The organism is Bowmanella yangjiangensis (genome assembly GCF_018531185.1).
In the GTDB taxonomy this organism is placed as follows: domain Bacteria; phylum Pseudomonadota; class Gammaproteobacteria; order Enterobacterales; family Alteromonadaceae; genus Bowmanella; species Bowmanella yangjiangensis.
Map to the genome: position 1 here is coordinate 152,801 of NZ_JAHDJU010000003.1, position 17,241 is coordinate 170,041.

Consider the following 17,241-nt stretch of genomic DNA (forward strand, 5'->3'; position numbering starts at 1 on the left):
CTTGATGTCCTAATTCCATAAAGGCGCTATTGTTATTGAAAAAGCGACAAATTTCATCTTTTCTTTGCCTCCTTTTGTTCACAGCTCAGCGCACAAAGCTTGTACCCAAAGCAGGCGTAAACTGATAAAATCCGCAGCAAATTTTTTCCCGCCATTAATTTTGAGGTCCATTGTGAGCGAATCCAAACCCTCCCTGAGTTATAAAGATGCTGGTGTAGATATTGATGCTGGTAACCAGCTTGTGGAACGCATCAAGAGCGTGACCAAGAAAACCCAGCGCCCGGAAGTACGGGGTGGACTCGGTGGATTCGGCGCCCTTTGTGCCGTCCCACAGAAATACCGTAAGCCTTTACTGGTATCTGGTACAGACGGTGTCGGCACTAAACTTCGCTTAGCCATGGATCACAACCGTCATGATGGCGTGGGTATCGATTTGGTCGCCATGTGTGTCAACGACCTGATTGTACAAGGTGCAGAGCCGCTGTTTTTCCTGGACTACTATGCTACAGGCAAATTGAATGTCGACACTGCTGCTGACGTTGTTACCGGTATCGGCAAAGGCTGCGAATTGTCAGGCTGTGCATTGATTGGTGGCGAGACAGCAGAAATGCCAGGCATGTATCATGGCGATGATTATGATATTGCTGGCTTCTGTGTGGGTGTGGTTGAAGAAGAAGATCTGATTGACGGTAGCAAAGTCAGTGCCGGTGATGCGCTTATCGCTGTTGCTTCTTCTGGCCCGCATTCCAATGGATTTTCTCTGGTACGTAAAATCCTCGAAGTCAGCAAGGCCGACCCGGCTGAGCAGCTTGAAGGTAAAGCCATTATCGACCATCTGCTTGAGCCAACCCGCATTTATGTGAAACCGGTATTAAAGCTGATTGAAACCTTACCTGTTCATGCTATCTCGCATATCACCGGTGGTGGTTTCTGGGAGAACATTCCGCGGGTCTTACCAAAAAACACCAAAGCCGTGATTGATGGCAGCAGTTGGCAATGGCCAGCGATCTTCACTTGGATGCAACAGCAAGGTAATGTGACCCAACACGAAATGTATCGCACCTTTAACTGTGGTGTCGGTCTGGTCATTGCCGTTCCTGCTGATAAAGCCGACCAAGCTGTCGCCCTGCTGAATGCCGAAGGCGAGAATGCCTGGTTATTAGGTAAGGTAGAAGATACTCAGGATGACAATCAGGTAGAGATTCGTTAATCCATGAAGTCCATTGTTGTTTTAATTTCAGGTAGCGGCACCAACCTCCAGTCCATTCTGGATAGCATCCAGGAAGGACGTATTGAAGGTCAGGTCAGCGCGGTTATCTCTAACCAGGCCGATGCGTTCGGCCTGGAACGGGCTAAAAAGGCCGATGTACCTGCACATGTACTAAGCCATAAAGACTTTGCTGACAGGGAAAGTTACGATCAGGCGCTGATGCAGCTAATCGACGGTTATCAGCCGGATCTGGTGGTACTAGCCGGTTTTATGCGCATTCTCAGTGAAGGATTTGTGCAACATTATTTGGGGCGGATGTTGAATATCCATCCTTCCCTGTTGCCCAAGTACAAAGGCTTGCATACCCACAAACGCGCTATCGAAGCGGGTGATAAGGAGCACGGTGCCACTGTGCATTTTGTTACGCCTGAGCTAGATGGTGGACCTGTGGTTATACAGTCTAAGGTACCGGTATTTGCTGATGACAATGAGGAAGACTTGTCATCCAGGGTACGCGAGCAGGAACTTCAACTCTATCCATTGGTCGTAAAGTGGTTCTGCCAAGACAGATTAAGGATGGAAAATGGTCAGGTTTTGCTCGACGACAAATTGGTACCGACCGAAGGCTATGCGGCCGATTAGCGCGCTTATCGGGTTGGGATTGTTGTTTTCGCAGTCCCTACTCGCTTATGACTTACTTCCTTTTGATGCCCAATACAAAGCCAGTCGCAGTGGCATAAATGTAGGGTATGCCCGTCAAACCCTAACCCATTTAGGGCGCAATCAATATAAACTGGAATACCACTCCGAAGCGTCGTTTTTGTTCCTGAGCGATGTTCGTACTGAACAAAGCCTTTTCAGGTTACAAGAACAGCACATCATTCCCTACAAATACCGTTTTGCTCGCACCGGCACGGGCAAGGACAAAGGCCTCAGCCTGCAGTTTGACAGCACCAATAAGCAAATTAAGGTCAACGACAAAGAAACACTGCCCTGGCAAGGTGAAATAGATAATCAGCTCTATCAGCTTGATGTAAGAAAAAGACTGGCTGAAGGTGAAAACAATTTTGTCTATGACACAGTCAATGACCGGGGTGAGTTGCGCCAACAGAAATTCAGAGTCATCGGACGGGAAACCCTGCTACTCCCTTACGGCGAACTAGACTGTATCAAGATAGAAAAAGTCCGCGAAGGCAGCAGCCGGGAAACCTTTGTTTGGTTCGCCCCCAGCCTTGATTACCAAATGGTACGTTTGCAGCAGTTCAAAGATGGCGATGAACAGGCTGATATTCAACTAACCCATTTCTCACGTAATCCAAGTTAGTTCCAGCTCCGTCAGCAAGGGCTATTACGCATGTAAAGTCCAACATTCCAGCGCAAAATACGCCGACGCCACTTGATTTTTTGCGCCGTTCCGCCTATTTTCTCCTAACATCTGGTCTGACCTCTTATTTTCGGAGTTATCATGCAAAGTCTTCTTTGGCTGGTTCTGGTCATTGCAGCCCTCGGGGCTGCCAGTTACTGGCGATTAAAATTAAACGTATCCACACTGCTGATTGCCGCCGTATTAGCGGTTGGCAGTATTGCAGGTCAGGTTGGTCAACTAGCCTGGTTGGTGTTTCTGTTGATTGCACTGCCATTAAATATCAGCAGTATTCGTAAGCAATATCTCAGTGCACCTTTTCTGAAGATCTATCGCAAGATCATGCCGGAAATGTCTCGTACCGAGCAGGAAGCCATTGATGCAGGAACGGTATGGTGGGATGGCGAGATTTTCAGTGGTAAGCCGGATTGGCAAAAGCTGCATGCAGTCCCTGCCGCACGTTTGTCTGCCGAAGAGCAAGCCTTCTTGGACGGCCCAGTTGAAGAAGCCTGCCGCATGGCCGATGAATGGGAGATTAACCACAAGCGCGCCGATCTTCCTCCTGAATTATGGCAATACCTCAAGGACAATAAGTTCTTCGCCATGATCATCAAAAAAGAATATGGCGGCCTACAATTTTCAGCCTATGCACAATCACGTGTTTTGCAGAAGCTATCCGGCTCAGGCATTGTGTTGGCCTCTACCGTAGGTGTACCTAACTCACTAGGCCCAGGTGAATTACTCCAGCACTATGGTACGCAAGAGCAAAAAGAGCATTATTTACCAAGGCTAGCAAGAGGTGAGGAAATCCCCTGCTTTGCTCTGACCAGCCCCGAAGCCGGTTCTGACGCTGGCGCCATTCCTGATGTAGGCATTGTCTGCAAAGGAACCTGGCAAGGTGAAGAAGTGCTAGGTATGCGACTGACATTCAACAAGCGCTATATCACTCTGGCTCCGGTAGCGACCATTGTGGGCTTGGCATTTAAGCTGCAAGATCCTGACGGTTTACTGGGCGATGAAAAAGACTTAGGTATTACCTGTGCACTTATTCCAGCCGATTTAGAAGGTTTGGATATTGGCCGACGTCATTTCCCGCTGAACATTCCATTTCAGAATGGCCCGGTACGAGGTAAGGACCTGTTCGTTCCGTTGGACTTCATTATTGGCGGCCCCAAAATGGCTGGTCAAGGCTGGCGTATGCTGGTTGAGTGTCTGTCGGTGGGTCGCTGTATTACCCTGCCCTCTAACTCGGCTGGCGGTACTAAGTCCGTTGCTCTGGCTACCGGTGCTTATGCCCGTATTCGTCGCCAGTTCAAACTGCCCGTTGGCAAAATGGAAGGGGTCGAGGAAATGCTTGGCCGTATCGGCGGCAATGCCTATTTAATGGATGCCGTCACATCCATGACCACCAAAGCGCTGGATATGGGCGAAAAGCCTTCGGTGATTTCCGCCATCTGTAAATATCATCTGACCGAGAAAATGCGCCAGGTCGTCATTGACTCCATGGATGTGCATGGCGGTAAAGGTATTGTACTGGGCCCCAACAACTATATTGGCCGTGGATATCAGGGTGCGCCTATCGCTATCACGGTAGAAGGCGCCAACATCCTGACCCGTAATATGATGATATTCGGTCAAGGTGCTATGCGTTGTCACCCTTATGTGCTTAAAGAACTGTATGCCGCAGCCAATGAGGATCCAAAGCAGGCACTGGATGAATTCGATGATGCCCTGTTCGGACACATCGGCTTCACCATCAGTAATAAAGTACGCAGCTTCTGGTTTGCGCTTACCGGTGCACGTCTGGCTGGTGCTCCGTTCAAAGACGAAACCAAAGGCTACTACCAGTCTATTGAACGCTATGCCACCAATCTGGCCTTCTTGTCTGATGTTGCCATGGGTGTGCTTGGCGGTGAGCTAAAGCGTCGTGAGCGTTTATCGGCTCGTTTGGGTGACATTCTAAGCTATTTGTACTTAGCCACCGCAGTACTGAAACGCTATGACGATGAAGGCCGCCAGAAAGCCGACTTACCACTAGTACACTGGGCGATGCAGGATAGTTTGTTCCGCACTGAGGTGGCTATTGAAGAGTTGTTGGAGAACTTCCCGTCAAAAGTGCTGGGTAAGGCCCTAAAATTGATTGTCATGCCTTTTGGTAAGCGCTACAGCAGACCTTCAGATAAGCTGGATCATCAGATTGCCCAAATTCTGCAAACTCCTTGTGACAGCCGTGATCGTTTGGGTAAAGGCCAATACCTTAGCCGTGAGGAAAGTAATCCATTTGGCATGCTGGAGCAGGCGCTGGACGATATTCTTGCCTCAGAGCCTCTGTACGACAAAGTTTGTAAAGCAGCTAACGAACGTCTGCCCTTTATGCAGTTAGACAAGGTTGCTGAACGAGGTCTGGCGCTTGGTGTGCTGACTGAACAGGAAGCCGAACTGTTGAAACGTGCCGAGACAGAACGTCTTCGCACCATCAATGTAGATGATTTTGACAGTGTTGAATTGATGGCAGACAAGAGTTTGCTGGAAAGCGGCAAGAAGAAATCGTCAAAAGCTGCCTGATAGTTTACTACGCAATTTGAGCCCTGCCTGATGCGGGGCTTTTTTTATACCCAAATTTGACCGAAGGTGTTAGGTGTTAGGTGTTAGGTGTTAGGTGTTAGGTGTTAGGTGTTAGGTGTTAGGTGTTAGGTGTTAGGTGTTAGGTGTTAGGTGTTAGGTGTTAGGTGTTAGGTGTTAGGCAAATACTAAGGAAGGCTAATACGTTGGGGAACGCAAAATTTAAATGCGCTAATCGGAATATAAGCAGGTGACTATTTAAGATTAATACTGGGAGAAAATAAGAATTTCGAGATAACTAAAGTGGCGGAGCGGACGGGACTCGAACCCGCGACCCCCGGCGTGACAGGCCGGTATTCTAACCAACTGAACTACCGCTCCAACGATAGTATTTTGAGCTTGGTGCTCTCACCCTTGGTAAGGTGATGTTGCTGGCGGAGCGGACGGGACTCGAACCCGCGACCCCCGGCGTGACAGGCCGGTATTCTAACCAACTGAACTACCGCTCCAGCAACTAGGGCATTGATTTTAAAGAGGTTGGCGGAGCGGACGGGACTCGAACCCGCGACCCCCGGCGTGACAGGCCGGTATTCTAACCAACTGAACTACCGCTCCACTTCTTTTTTAAAATCAACCAGTTAAGCTTCGGCGTTTTGCCTGTCGCTCAACTGGGCGCAGATATTACGGGTTCCCTATCAGTGAGTCAACCGCTTTTTCGCACTTTTCATGACAAAAAAGCCTTTTACCATGCCGTTTGCAGCATATTTAGCCAAACTGGATAAATTGCCGACAACCATGGGTTAAGCTTCCTCCTCCGCATCTTTCTTTTGCTTGGACTTTCGCGTTGGTAACTTGATTGAAGGCATGGCTAGTTTGAATTTGAATCCATTGCTTTTGGCGCCTTTGTTACGACCTAATGTTAACCAGATAACCACCCCTCCGATCACCAATAACAAACTGTTAGCCACTAAAATCATTGGTAGCAAATTCTGTTTTGGCTCTTCTGGCAACGAAAATTCTTCAACTACCACTGGTACTGGAACGTCAGCCAAGGGGCTAGCCTCTGATGCCGTCGATTCTGACGCGTTATTCAAGGTTTCGGCATCGGCACTAAGTTCGCTATCTAATGCAGCCAGTTCAGGCTCTTCTGACAAGAAGCTGAACTCTGGCACATCCAGAATAAAATCACGGCCATCAATGGTCTTGCCATACGCCGTAATCTTTACCCTGAACACGCCATACTCAATATTTAATATTTCATGCTCACGAACCTGGGCTGAGCTGTCCGTAATAGAAAAACTCTGCACATCACCATTGGGATAGCGGATCTTGCCATCCACCAACAAGCTGTTTATATCCACCAGTTCCCGGTTTACATCAATATGCAGACGGTGACGACCATCGCCCTGGTCATTCTGAATCGACAAAATCACCGGATTGGGATGTAACACCAGTGGCTCCTTTACCTCTTCTCTGGTGTACATAGGTGTGCTGACACGATAAACCGGTTTCCACTGGCCTTCCGTGATATTCAGATTGAACTGCCCCGTAAAAACGCCGTCGTTGGGGTATTCATCCATGCCCATGCCGTTGTCTTCGTAGCGCGCAACCACCTGAGAATCTGTACCAAAGTTGGTGAAGTTGGGATTATTGGTGCTGAGAAACTCAACGGTTAACTCCACCACATCACGAAACTCGTTGTATTCTATCGGCTTACCGGCATTAGTCAGATGCGCTTTGAGTTTAATAATCTCACCTGAGAACATCAGGCTAGGCAGAGGTTCAGCCACCAACTGTACGTCACTCACCACCATGACCCGACTGCCAGGTAGCATCTGCCCAACCGCCTGCCAGGGGCCTGGCATCGGGCGGGTAATCTTCACCATGTCGTAAGTGGCATCGTCGTACCACTCAATGCCTTCAGGGTGATTGTCGCTCTGGAATATCTTACTGCCGTCTGGGCGCACCAGAACAATAGGTGCCGTGCCATATTCGCGGAAGAACAACATGGTGATTTCATCCACCTCATGATCAATACGAAAACGGTTTTGAAGCAGTTGAATGCTATTGAGATAGCGATCATCCAGCATGGTAATGGGTGACACCGGATTGGCTGGACTTGTTGGTGCAGGTTGCTGTGCCCATGCGCTTGCACAGGCTGTAATTGCCAACAACAGGGTACTGATTTTTAGCATACTAATCCGCAGTTTGACGCCATAGGCAAGCACCCCCTTTGGCTTCAATCAGATCCAAACGGCGCTCATGTTCTTCCTGTTCATCGGCCGAGGCACGAATAACCTTTAGCGGCTTTCTGTCAGCAGGCAATAGCCTAACGGTTTCGCCCTGACTGTCTGTCCCGGCATTATTACCACTCAGATTGAGATTGGTCTGGCCACCCGTCATAAACAGGTAGACTTCAGCCAGGATCTCCGCATCCAACAATGCGCCGTGCAACGTACGGTGCGAGTTATCTATGCCATAGCGGCGACACAAGGCATCCAGGTTATTTTTTTGCCCAGGGTGCAATTGTCTGGCAAGTGCCAGGGTATCCAGAACTGTACATATGCCATGGGTAAAGTTGCTGGGTTTCCCCAGCATGCCAAACTCATGGTCCATAAAGCCCACGTCAAACGCGGCGTTGTGAATGACCAGCTGTGCACCTTGAATGAATTCCTCAAACTCCTGAGCGACATCACGAAACAACGGCTTATCTGCCAACATCTCATTGGTGATACCGTGAACCTCGATGGCCTCTTGCTCAACCTCGCGCTGCGGATTGATGTAAACATGGAAATGGTTACCGGTAAGCCGACGGTTGATAACCTCTACACAGCCTATTTCAATGATCCGATGCCCCTGCTTAGGGTCAATGCCGGTGGTTTCCGTATCCAGTACGATTTGTCTCATAAGTCGCGGTGCCGTTAATACTATGCTTTGCAGATGGTGCTTATTATACTGCCCCCTTTTGCCCTGTCTCGGCAAATTCAACCTTTGGGTGATTCTCCTTGACTCAAAGTAAGTGGAAGTGATGAAAAAAGTACAGATTTTTACCGATGGTTCCTGCTTAGGTAACCCTGGACCTGGTGGCTACGGCGTAGTCATGCGCTATGGTAAGCACTGCAAGGAACTTAGTCAGGGCTTTACGCAGACCACCAATAACAGAATGGAAATGCTGGCGGCTATTGCGGCACTGCGTATTCTTAAGGAAAGTTGTGAAATTGACTTGACCACTGACAGCCAATATCTGCGTCAGGGCATTATGCAATGGATTAACAACTGGAAGAAAAACGGTTGGCGAACCTCAGATAAGAAACCCGTCAAAAATGTCGACCTGTGGCAGGAACTGGATAGCCTGGTCAGTAAGCACAAGATACATTGGCACTGGGTTAAAGGTCATGCCGGTCATCCAGAAAATGAGCGGTGTGATGAATTGGCCCGCACCGCCGCGCAAGGCCAAAATCTCCAACCAGACAACGGTTTTCAGTCCCAATAGCAGACTAGCTTACCCATGCTTTGATTCTGTTCCAGACGCTGATGGGCTAGAGCAATCTCACTGGCAGCAAAGGTACTGTCGATACAAACCGTCAGGCGGCGCGTGGCCAGCGCCTCTGCAAACCGCTCAACGAATCCCTGAATTAACTGACTCTTATATTCATCGCTGCGATTACGCAGGGTAGATGCCATTAGAGTGGCACGTTTAGCAAGCATCAGGGCCATATCAAAATTCTCAACATATCGTCCCCCTAACATGGCAAGCTGAACAATTCGTCCATCCATGTTTAGCGACTTCACATTGGCATTCAAATAATCACCACCAACCACATCCACGATCAAATCCACTCCCCCCCACTGGGTTTTGATTTGCTCGGCAAATGATGACTGTTTGTAGTTGATCAATAGCTCAGCACCAAGTTGCTGACAAAAAACCAACTTCTCGTCACTGGATGCTGTCACCGCCACTTTAGCGCCGACTAGCTGGGCCAGTCGGATAGCCGCGGAACCCACGCCACTGGCACCAGCATGTAAAAGGACTTTTTGATGATTTTTCAGCTGCCCCAGAGAAAACAAAGCTTGATAAGCCGTCAGGAACACCTCTGCACAACCTGCCGCTTCATTCGTAGTCATTGCGTCAGGAATTGCCATCAGATGATCAGCATTGACAGCTACATACTGTGCATAGCCGCCGCCGGCCACCAAACCAAATACCCGCTGCCCAACATGCCAGCGGCTCACATCGGCTGCCACCTCAATGACTTCGCCAGCAACCTCCAACCCCATAATCGGACTCTCGCCTGGAGGTGGAGGGTACTTGCCCTGTCTTTGTAAGGTGTCGGCCCTATTGAGACCAAAGGCTGTGACTTTTACCAGCACTTGTCCTGGACTAATCTCGGGCACAGGAGCCTGTTCCAGGATAAGTTGTTGATTGGGAGTCTGGTGCTGAATCTGTAACATCATAAAATTTCAAAACCACTATAAGATTGATAGTCAAATATCAGAGTGTCAGCACTGAGCACTTGACTGCCAGGCGGTCCCTGACAAACAAAGCTTGCCAATTGTTCTAGGGCAGCATCTTCACCACAGGCAATCACTTCCACAGCACCGTCCTGCATATTTTTGGCATAGCCGGTCAGTCCCAGTTGCACGGCCCGCTGCTGAGTATGTTTGCGAAAGAATACCCCTTGCACCCTGCCCTCAACCCGGATTTTTACGCATTGCTTCGCCAAGCGTGGATTCCTTCTGTACAATGCCGACAATTTGGCGGAAACGCCCGCCACAGCTGAATTTACGGACTATGCTATGTCATCCACTCTGATTTTGCATCCCGAACGGGAGAAATCCCTGCTTCGTCGCCACCCTTGGATTTTCGCCAGTGCCATTAAGTCGCAAAAAGGCCGTATGCGATCTGGTGATACCGTTGAGGTATTGAGCCATGACGGTAAATGGCTGGCCAGGGCCGCCTGGTCTGCACAATCGCAAATACAGGCCAGAGTCTGGACCTTTGACCAAAACGAAGTTGTCGACAATGGTTTCTTTCTGCGCCGGATCCAAACGGCCTTGCTTGGGCGTCAGGAACTGATTGCTCGCCAGGGCCTAACCGGCTATCGACTGGTTGCCGCCGAATCAGACGGTTTACCTGGGGTAACCATTGATAAATACGATAATGTATTGGTATGCCAATTACTCAGTGCAGGTGCCGACAAACATAGGGACAAGATTGTCTGGGCACTGAAAAAATGTTTCCCTGACTGTGCCATTTTAGAGCGCTCAGATGTGGCCGTGCGCCAAAAGGAAGGATTGGAGTCTTTAGTTCAGGTGTTACACGGAGAAGTACCAGAAGAGGTCATCATTGAAGAAAATGGCGTCAAGATTCTGGTGAACCCCATGACCGGGCATAAAACAGGCTTTTATCTGGACCAACGAGATAACCGTGCGATTGCCGGGCGCTACGCTGAGAATAAAGAAGTACTTAACTGTTTTTGCTACACAGGTACCTTTGGGAGTTATGCCCTGGCATCTGGCGCCAAACATGTTACCAATCTGGATGTCTCAGAGCCGGCCCTAGCCATTGCCAAACGCAATGTTGAAATCAACGGGCTAGATCTGTCCCGCTGTGACTTTGTTCAGGTTGATGTTTTCCAGGCACTGCGCGATTACGTGCAGGAAGGACGCCAGTTTGACCAAATTATCCTGGACCCGCCGAAGTTTGTAGACAATAAGGCCACATTAAACCGAGCTTGTCGGGGATATAAGGATATCAATTTGCATGCCATGCAAATACTTCGCCCTGGCGGTATCCTATGTACCTTTTCCTGTTCTGGCCTGATGCCGACGGATTTATTCCATAAGGTGGTCGCCGATGCCGCGCTGGATGCTGGACGGCAAGTACAGTTTCTGGAAAGACTGGGGCAGGCCTCTGATCATCCGGTGGCCAGCAGTTATCCTGAAGGGTTTTATCTGAAAGGTTTAGTCTGCAGGGTATTGTAAGGGCTGATCACAGCCCTTTTGAGTTAGCTCATTTCAATAATTTCTACACCAACCATGTAGCTATTGTCAGAGCCTGCAGTACACCGCACGACTTTAGCCTTGGCATTGAGTGAAGGGATCTGGCTGTTGCTGGATTCCAACACGGCCTGCACCACAGTACCAGCTTCAATCGATTCTTCTACTTCAAATGACATGCCGGTAGCACTGAGATCCTTGCAAATTGCAGATAACGTGCGACTGGATTCGTCATCCGTTATTCTCAATTCACAGGCAGTGTTGACCATCATGCGAAAGAAATCACGCTTATCGTCATAGCCCAGCATTACCATCCCCTCAATATTTACCAAAATACAACAATTCTTTATATTGTGCTGATTACGCCTTGTCAATCTTGTCGACAGGGCAAGCTACAAAACTATAGCTTATCCAGATGATTGAGGATGCGTTTTTCGGAAATTGGATAAGCGGTGCCTAATTGCTGAGCAAAGAAGGATACCCGCAACTCCTGGATCATCCATTTCACTTCTTGCAATTCGTTACTGACGGGCTGTCCTTTGGGGACTTTATTCAATTTGCCTCGCCACTGCTCGACAACCTTGCTGACCACCAGCTGATGTTGACGATCTTTAGACGGATCTATAGGTAGCTTTTCCAGGCGCTTGGCGATAGCCAGCAAATAGCGGTTCCAGTCATCCAAACGGGTCGTACCAATATCAGTCACAAAGCCAGCATAAACCAACTCATCCAGGTTAGCTTTAATGTCACCTACTGCATTAATCATATTCAGCGGTACATTACCCTTGAGTTTTTTATGGATCTCATGGGCTAATGTCAGCCCCTTTTCCACCTTAATGGCAATAGCCAGCACGGTATCATTCAACTCGGCGCGGATCAGCTCATGCAGTTGCTGATACTGTTGCTCAGAACGGACCGCCTCAGGTTGCTCACCAACCAATTGATCTACGGCAGCACTGATACAATCATCAATCAGCGCTTTGATCTGGCCGAATGGATTAAAGTACAGCCCAAGTTTGGCCTTATTAGGCAGTTTGTCCTGCAAGTACTTAATAGGGGACGGCAGGTTCAGCAACAACAATCGACGCAATCCCTGCCGATGCGCGTCTGCCGCCAGGTGGGGTTGATCGAATAGCTTAATGGCGACGCTTTGTTTGTTATCAACCAAGGCCGGGTAAGCCTTAACCTGATAACTTGCCTGCTTGTTGACAAATACCTCGGCCAGTTGGCCAAAACTCCACTGAGTTAAGTCCTGTTGTTCAACATCCGGCGTGGCGGCCTTTTGTAAGGTTTTCTCCAATTTCCCCTGCAACTTATGCTGCAACTCCGTCAAATCCCGGCCTTGTAACAACAACTTGCCGTGGGTATCCAGCACTTTAAAGTTCATGCTTAAATGCGCAGGGAGCTCTTGAAGTTGCCACTCTTCTTGCGTCACCTCAACCCCGGTCATTTTGCGTAGCTTTTGTGACAGCGCCTGCAAAAACGGAATATCCTGTTGATGCAAATCGGCCACACAAGCTCTGGCATAATCCGGTGCGGGTACAAAGTTGCGTCTCAGCCTCTTCGGCAATGATTTAATCAGGCTGACAATCAACTCTTCTCTGAGTCCGGGTACCAACCAGTCAAACCCCACAGGCTGTACTTGGTTAAGCAGTGGCAGCGGAATCATCAGGCTTACACCATCATCCACATCTTTGGGCTCAAAATGATAATCAAGCGCCAGGCTTAAATTACCCTGATGCCAGCGCGTTGGATAATCCAGTTCACTGACATGGCTCGCCCCTTGTCGCATTAACTGTTCGATGTCGAAATTCAGCAGTGTTTTGTCCTGCTGCTTGTTCCACCACTTGCGAAAGTCTGCTTCCGTACAAACAGATTCCGGAATATGCGTCTGATAGAAGGCCACCAAGTCTTCTTCATCCACCAGAATGTCACGGCGGCGGGACTTGGCCTCCAACTCTTCAATCTGCTCAACCAAGGCCTGATTATGTTTTAGAAAGGCAAAGTCCAGCTTGGTCTCTAAATTTACCAAGGCTTCACGGATAAAGAGTTCACGACAGACCTTAGGGTCAATCTTGCTGTAGTTAACCCTACGGTCACGGACGATATCTAGACCAAACAGGCTGACACGCAAGGTAGCCAATACAGCCCCCTGCTTTTTCGACCAATAAGGCTCACTGTAATGGTGCTTAGCTAAATGGGTAGATAAGGGTTCAAGCCAGACGGGATCAATTTTGGCAACATCCCTGGCAAACAATCTGGACGTTTCCACCAGCTCGGCGGCCATCAACCATTTAGGCGTTGACTTGGCGACACCTGAACCCGGAAAGATCATAAAGCGGCTGTTTCTGGCGCCCAGATATTCTCTCTCTTTGTCTTTAAAACCGATATGCGACAGCAGACCACTGGCAATGGCCTGGTGAATGGCATCGTAATCTGCCGGTTGGCTGTTAAGACGAAATCCAAGGTCGACTATGGCTTGTTTTAGCTGGCTGACAATGTCCTGCCATTCGCGCATACGCAGATAATTCAGAAAGTGATCCCGACACCATTTACGTAGCTGATTATTGGTGAGCTGTTTTTGCTGCTCGCGGAAAGTTTGCCACAGCTGTTGGTAGGACAAAAAGTCCGATTCTTTATGCTGAAATAAGCTGTGCGCCTGGTCCGCGGCCTGCCGCTTATCCTGCGGCCTTTCTCTGGGATCCTGAATACTCAGGGCCGCGGCAATCACCATGACTTCCTGCAAGGCACTGTTTTTCGCTGCTTCTACCAACATACGGGCATAGCGAGGATCCACCGGCAATCGGGCGATCTGCTTTCCGGTTTGTGTCAAGCGTGCTCGCTCTGCGCCACGCGCCTCATTGATAGCGCCCAGCTCCTGCAACAGCCTGAAACCATCATTGACGTTTCGTGAATCAGGTGCCTGTACAAAAGGAAAGGCTTCGATATTGCCCAGCCCAAGCGCTAGCATCTGTAGGATAACGGAGGCCAAGTTGGTACGCAGAATTTCAGGATCGGTGAACTCCGGGCGTCCCAGAAAATCCTGCTCACTATATAGACGAATACATATCCCTTCACTGACCCGTCCACAGCGACCGGCACGTTGATTGGCCGAGGCCTGGGAAATCGCTTCAATAGGCAAACGCTGCACTTTGCTGCGAGCGCTGTAGCGGGACAAACGGGCAAAGCCAGGATCAATGACATACTTAATGCCAGGTACCGTCAGTGAGGTTTCGGCTACGTTGGTGGCCAGCACGATGCGCCGTCCACCATGGGGAGCAAAAATACGGTTTTGCTCTGCAGCCGATAAACGAGCATACAAAGGCAGGACTTCGGTGGCTCTTAACTGAGCCTTTTGCAACGCATCGGCGGTATCACGGATCTCTCGCTCGCCACTTAAGAAAACCAGAATATCCCCGTGACTTTCGCGGCCTAGCTCATTTACTGCATCCAAAATACCCTGAATTTGGTCACGGTCATCATCGCCTTCGTCCAAAGGACGATAGCGCACTTCCACAGGATAAGTCCGTCCACTCACCTGAATCACAGGTGCATCATTAAAATGCCGTGAGAAACGCTCAGGATCTATGGTTGCACTGGTAATAATCAGCTTAAGATCTGGGCGCTTAGGTAATAGCTGTTTCAGGTAACCCAGAATGAAGTCAATATTCAGACTGCGCTCATGGGCTTCGTCAATAATGATGGTGTCATATTGGTTGAGGAAACGATCCTGTTGTATTTCAGCCAACAAGATACCGTCGGTCATCAATTTTACATAGGTCTGGTCGCTCACTTGATCGGTAAAGCGCACTTTGTAGCCCACGGCCTGGCCCATCGGTGTTTGCAACTCTTCAGCAATTCGATTGGCCACACTGCGAGCGGCCAGCCGTCTTGGCTGTGTATGGCCAATCAGCCCCCGCACACCACGGCCTAACTCCAGACAAATCTTTGGTAACTGTGTGGTTTTACCTGAACCGGTTTCCCCAGCAACAATCACCACTTGATGCGTATCTATCGCCTTGGCAATCTCGTCTCTATGCTCACTGACAGGTAAATCTGGATAATCGATTTTTGGCAAGCCATCGCGACGCATTTGGCATTGGTTGATCGACTGCACAACCTGATCGGCCAGCTCAGTAAAGGCTGGCGATTGAGTGTCACCACGCAAGTTCTGCAGGCGTCGTATAAAACGATGCCGGTCAATTTGCATACACTGGTTAATCAGATTTTTAAGATTGGCTTGAGACAAAAGTAAAAGGATCCACACATCAAGTCAGATGGGCGCAGATCCTAGAAGAAGGCAGTCAGGAATACCAGACCAAAAATGTTCAAACTGCCCTTTTGTAGCCAGCCTGAAGCTGAATATCGATAGCATGCAACACCTCTGCCCGGGTTATTGACCCCAGTAGCAGGCCGTCATCGTCCACCACAGGATAGACTTTAGGTTTTTCTCCCAACATCTTCTGGGCAAGTTCAATGACCGACATATAAGGTTTGATAGACAAGACTTCATGACGCATCACGTCGGAAACTCTGGCCACCTGCTCACGGTAAAAACTGGACTCCAGCATTCTGGCCAAGCAATCCTGTTCAGATAAAAAACCCACCAAGCGGCGCTCTTTATCAACGACAGGTCCCCCCGTCTGACGACTGTGCAGTAATCTTTCAACAGCTTCTGCCACCGTCATTTGCTCAGAAAAAGTCACAGGACGACGATTCATATAATCACTGACTTGCAAGGACTCCATAAAGCCTCCCCTTTTGTTTTGGCATGCAGCGAGTCGTGACTGGTCGGCAAAGACACTTAATGATGAAAAAAACTTACCTGACCAGTAAGTTAAGCATAGACCTTGGGTAGCACTTATTCCTACGCCAAAAACAAAATATTCTGCAACAGAGCTGTATTAGCAAACTGCCAACTAGTGGACGGGGATCTGTTCGCAGGCAACGTACCTTGTACAGAATTAACTAAAGTACGTTGCCAGAAATGGATATAGGGTTACTCAGTCTCTTCCTGGTAGATGGCAACATGCACCTTACCGCTGGCATCAACGCTGGCACGGTACATACCTTGGGTATTAAACGGCATGCTGACTTCGCCATGACGGTCTACCACGATCACGCCACCAGTCCCCCCAACAGGCTTAAGTACATTGTGGATAACCGATTCCGCAGCCACTTTAGCCGGTACTTGCAAATACTCGGTACGTGCGCAGATATCTGAGGCAACGTTGAAGCGAATAAAATATTCACCGTGGCCGGTAGCAGACACAGCACAGCTCTTATTATCAGCAAAAGTTCCGGCACCAATTACCGGGGAGTCGCCAATACGGCCGTAACGCTTGGCGGTCATCCCCCCCGTTGAGGTGGCTGCTGACAAGTTACCGGCCTTATCTAATGCAACCGCACCTACAGTGCCAAACTTGTAGTCAAGCATATCAGGTCGGGAGAAGGCAGTTTTGTCCTGCTTCAGTGTCTCTCTGGCACGCTCCAACTGCTGTCGCCTGGCATCAGAATCAAAGTAGCTGTTTTCAACTTTATCCAATTCCAGCGTATCAGCAAATTCTTCAGCCCCCTTGCCACTTAACATGACATGCTGAGACTTCTCCATTACCGCCCTGGCCAGCGCGATGGGACTTTTCACTGTTTTCACGCCCGCCACAGCACCTGCGGTACGATCTTTACCATACATAATTGACGCATCAAGTTCATGCTCACCATCGTAGGTATATACCGCACCACGGCCAGCATTAAATAGCGGGGAGTCCTCTAATATCTGAACTGATGCAACAACAGCATCCAGACTGGACGCGCCGTTTTGCAACAATTGATAACCGGCCTTTACCGCTTCCTCTAACTTGGCACGGTACTCCTGTTCACGCTCAGGAGTTAACTTTGCCTTGCTGATAGTGCCCGCACCACCATGTATGGCGATGGCGATAGGTTGCTGTTCTTCTGCCATAGCGGTAAAACTCATTGCAGTAACACTGAATAAAATGGCCAGTTTTTGTTTCATTTTGGCTTCCTGTCTTGGGTTAAGTAGGGCGTTGTACGCTTATTTTTAAACCCGAGCGTAACAGAAAATTGTTCCCTAGGCTGTACGGCC

14 protein-coding genes and 3 tRNA genes are annotated in these 17,241 nt (G+C 49.2%); 6 read left to right on the top strand and 11 right to left on the bottom strand.

What is annotated here, in order from left to right:
* Positions 1–172: 172 nt before the first annotated feature.
* The 4 genes from purM (at position 173) to fadE (ending at position 5,138) form a co-directional block, all read left to right on the top strand.
* Positions 173–1,210 (top strand): phosphoribosylformylglycinamidine cyclo-ligase, encoded by a 1,038-nt coding sequence (gene purM / locus KJY73_RS16295; RefSeq protein ID WP_214344799.1) that lies wholly within the window; start codon positions 173–175, stop codon positions 1,208–1,210.
* A gap of 3 nt (positions 1,211–1,213) precedes the next feature.
* On the top strand, positions 1,214–1,852 hold the full coding sequence (gene purN, locus KJY73_RS16300) for a phosphoribosylglycinamide formyltransferase (protein ID WP_214344800.1): 639 nt from the start codon (positions 1,214–1,216) through the stop codon (positions 1,850–1,852).
* Positions 1,839–2,534, top strand: coding sequence for a DUF3108 domain-containing protein (locus tag KJY73_RS16305; protein ID WP_214344801.1), 696 nt, complete (start codon positions 1,839–1,841; stop codon positions 2,532–2,534). The genes purN and KJY73_RS16305 overlap by 14 nt, the downstream gene beginning before the upstream one ends.
* A 141-nt stretch (positions 2,535–2,675) precedes the next feature.
* Positions 2,676–5,138 carry an acyl-CoA dehydrogenase FadE gene (fadE, locus tag KJY73_RS16310; RefSeq protein ID WP_214344802.1) on the top strand — a complete coding sequence of 821 codons (2,463 nt, stop codon included), beginning with the start codon at positions 2,676–2,678 and terminating at the stop codon, positions 5,136–5,138.
* 301 nt (positions 5,139–5,439) lie between these two features.
* Here the strand turns inward: fadE and KJY73_RS16315 are convergent.
* From KJY73_RS16315 to dnaQ, 5 genes are all read right to left on the bottom strand, one after another.
* Positions 5,440–5,516 (bottom strand) — tRNA-Asp (locus tag KJY73_RS16315).
* Between the two features lie 51 nt (positions 5,517–5,567).
* Positions 5,568–5,644, bottom strand: a tRNA-Asp gene (locus KJY73_RS16320).
* 29 nt (positions 5,645–5,673) lie between these two features.
* Positions 5,674–5,750 (bottom strand) — tRNA-Asp (locus tag KJY73_RS16325).
* Positions 5,751–5,935: 185 nt separating this feature from the next.
* Positions 5,936–7,330: a TIGR03503 family protein gene (locus KJY73_RS16330; RefSeq protein ID WP_214344803.1), complete on the bottom strand. Its 1,395-nt coding sequence runs from the start codon at positions 7,328–7,330 to the stop codon at positions 5,936–5,938.
* 1 nt (position 7,331) lies between these two features.
* Entirely contained in the window at positions 7,332–8,042 is a 711-nt protein-coding gene (dnaQ, locus tag KJY73_RS16335; RefSeq protein ID WP_214344804.1) for a DNA polymerase III subunit epsilon, read from the bottom strand.
* 121 nt (positions 8,043–8,163) lie between these two features.
* Here dnaQ and rnhA point away from each other — a divergent pair, with 121 nt between their 5' ends.
* Positions 8,164–8,628 (top strand): ribonuclease HI, encoded by a 465-nt coding sequence (rnhA, locus tag KJY73_RS16340; RefSeq protein WP_214344805.1) that lies wholly within the window; start codon positions 8,164–8,166, stop codon positions 8,626–8,628.
* On the opposite strand, the gene KJY73_RS16345 is transcribed toward rnhA, so the two are convergent.
* Together KJY73_RS16345 and yccX are read right to left on the bottom strand one after the other, a co-directional pair.
* Positions 8,616–9,590 (bottom strand): NAD(P)H-quinone oxidoreductase, encoded by a 975-nt coding sequence (locus KJY73_RS16345; RefSeq protein ID WP_214344806.1) that lies wholly within the window; start codon positions 9,588–9,590, stop codon positions 8,616–8,618. The two genes, rnhA and KJY73_RS16345, sit on opposite strands and share 13 nt — an antisense overlap.
* Positions 9,587–9,859 carry an acylphosphatase gene (gene yccX / locus KJY73_RS16350; protein WP_214344807.1) on the bottom strand — a complete coding sequence of 91 codons (273 nt, stop codon included), beginning with the start codon at positions 9,857–9,859 and terminating at the stop codon, positions 9,587–9,589. The genes KJY73_RS16345 and yccX overlap by 4 nt, the downstream gene beginning before the upstream one ends.
* Positions 9,860–9,932: 73 nt before the next feature.
* On the opposite strand from yccX, the gene KJY73_RS16355 reads away from it, so the two are divergent.
* On the top strand, positions 9,933–11,120 hold the full coding sequence (locus tag KJY73_RS16355; RefSeq protein WP_214344808.1) for a class I SAM-dependent methyltransferase: 1,188 nt from the start codon (positions 9,933–9,935) through the stop codon (positions 11,118–11,120).
* A gap of 23 nt (positions 11,121–11,143) precedes the next feature.
* On the opposite strand, the gene KJY73_RS16360 is transcribed toward KJY73_RS16355, so the two are convergent.
* The 4 genes from KJY73_RS16360 to KJY73_RS16375 form a co-directional block, all read right to left on the bottom strand.
* Positions 11,144–11,443, bottom strand: coding sequence for a PilZ domain-containing protein (locus KJY73_RS16360; protein WP_206596062.1), 300 nt, complete (start codon positions 11,441–11,443; stop codon positions 11,144–11,146).
* Between the two features lie 92 nt (positions 11,444–11,535).
* On the bottom strand, positions 11,536–15,384 hold the full coding sequence (gene hrpA / locus KJY73_RS16365) for an ATP-dependent RNA helicase HrpA (RefSeq protein ID WP_269813794.1): 3,849 nt from the start codon (positions 15,382–15,384) through the stop codon (positions 11,536–11,538).
* 79 nt (positions 15,385–15,463) lie between these two features.
* A complete protein-coding gene (locus KJY73_RS16370; RefSeq protein WP_206596063.1) occupies positions 15,464–15,883 on the bottom strand; it encodes a CBS domain-containing protein in 420 nt (139 codons plus the stop codon).
* A 251-nt stretch (positions 15,884–16,134) separates the two neighbouring features.
* Entirely contained in the window at positions 16,135–17,151 is a 1,017-nt protein-coding gene (locus tag KJY73_RS16375) for an isoaspartyl peptidase/L-asparaginase family protein (protein WP_214344809.1), read from the bottom strand.
* Between the last annotated feature and the right edge of the window lie 90 nt (positions 17,152–17,241).

Coding starts and splice junctions, on each gene's coding strand:
- KJY73_RS16345 (WP_214344806.1), bottom strand. CDS start 9,590: ATGATGTTACAGATTCAGCACCAGACTCCCAATCAACAACTTATCCTG.
- purN (WP_214344800.1), top strand. CDS start 1,214: ATGAAGTCCATTGTTGTTTTAATTTCAGGTAGCGGCACCAACCTCCAG.
- KJY73_RS16370 (WP_206596063.1), bottom strand. CDS start 15,883: ATGGAGTCCTTGCAAGTCAGTGATTATATGAATCGTCGTCCTGTGACT.
- KJY73_RS16305 (WP_214344801.1), top strand. CDS start 1,839: ATGCGGCCGATTAGCGCGCTTATCGGGTTGGGATTGTTGTTTTCGCAG.
- fadE (WP_214344802.1), top strand. CDS start 2,676: ATGCAAAGTCTTCTTTGGCTGGTTCTGGTCATTGCAGCCCTCGGGGCT.
- KJY73_RS16360 (WP_206596062.1), bottom strand. CDS start 11,443: ATGCTGGGCTATGACGATAAGCGTGATTTCTTTCGCATGATGGTCAAC.
- KJY73_RS16355 (WP_214344808.1), top strand. CDS start 9,933: ATGTCATCCACTCTGATTTTGCATCCCGAACGGGAGAAATCCCTGCTT.
- KJY73_RS16375 (WP_214344809.1), bottom strand. CDS start 17,151: ATGAAACAAAAACTGGCCATTTTATTCAGTGTTACTGCAATGAGTTTT.
- KJY73_RS16330 (WP_214344803.1), bottom strand. CDS start 7,330: ATGCTAAAAATCAGTACCCTGTTGTTGGCAATTACAGCCTGTGCAAGC.
- dnaQ (WP_214344804.1), bottom strand. CDS start 8,042: ATGAGACAAATCGTACTGGATACGGAAACCACCGGCATTGACCCTAAG.
- rnhA (WP_214344805.1), top strand. CDS start 8,164: ATGAAAAAAGTACAGATTTTTACCGATGGTTCCTGCTTAGGTAACCCT.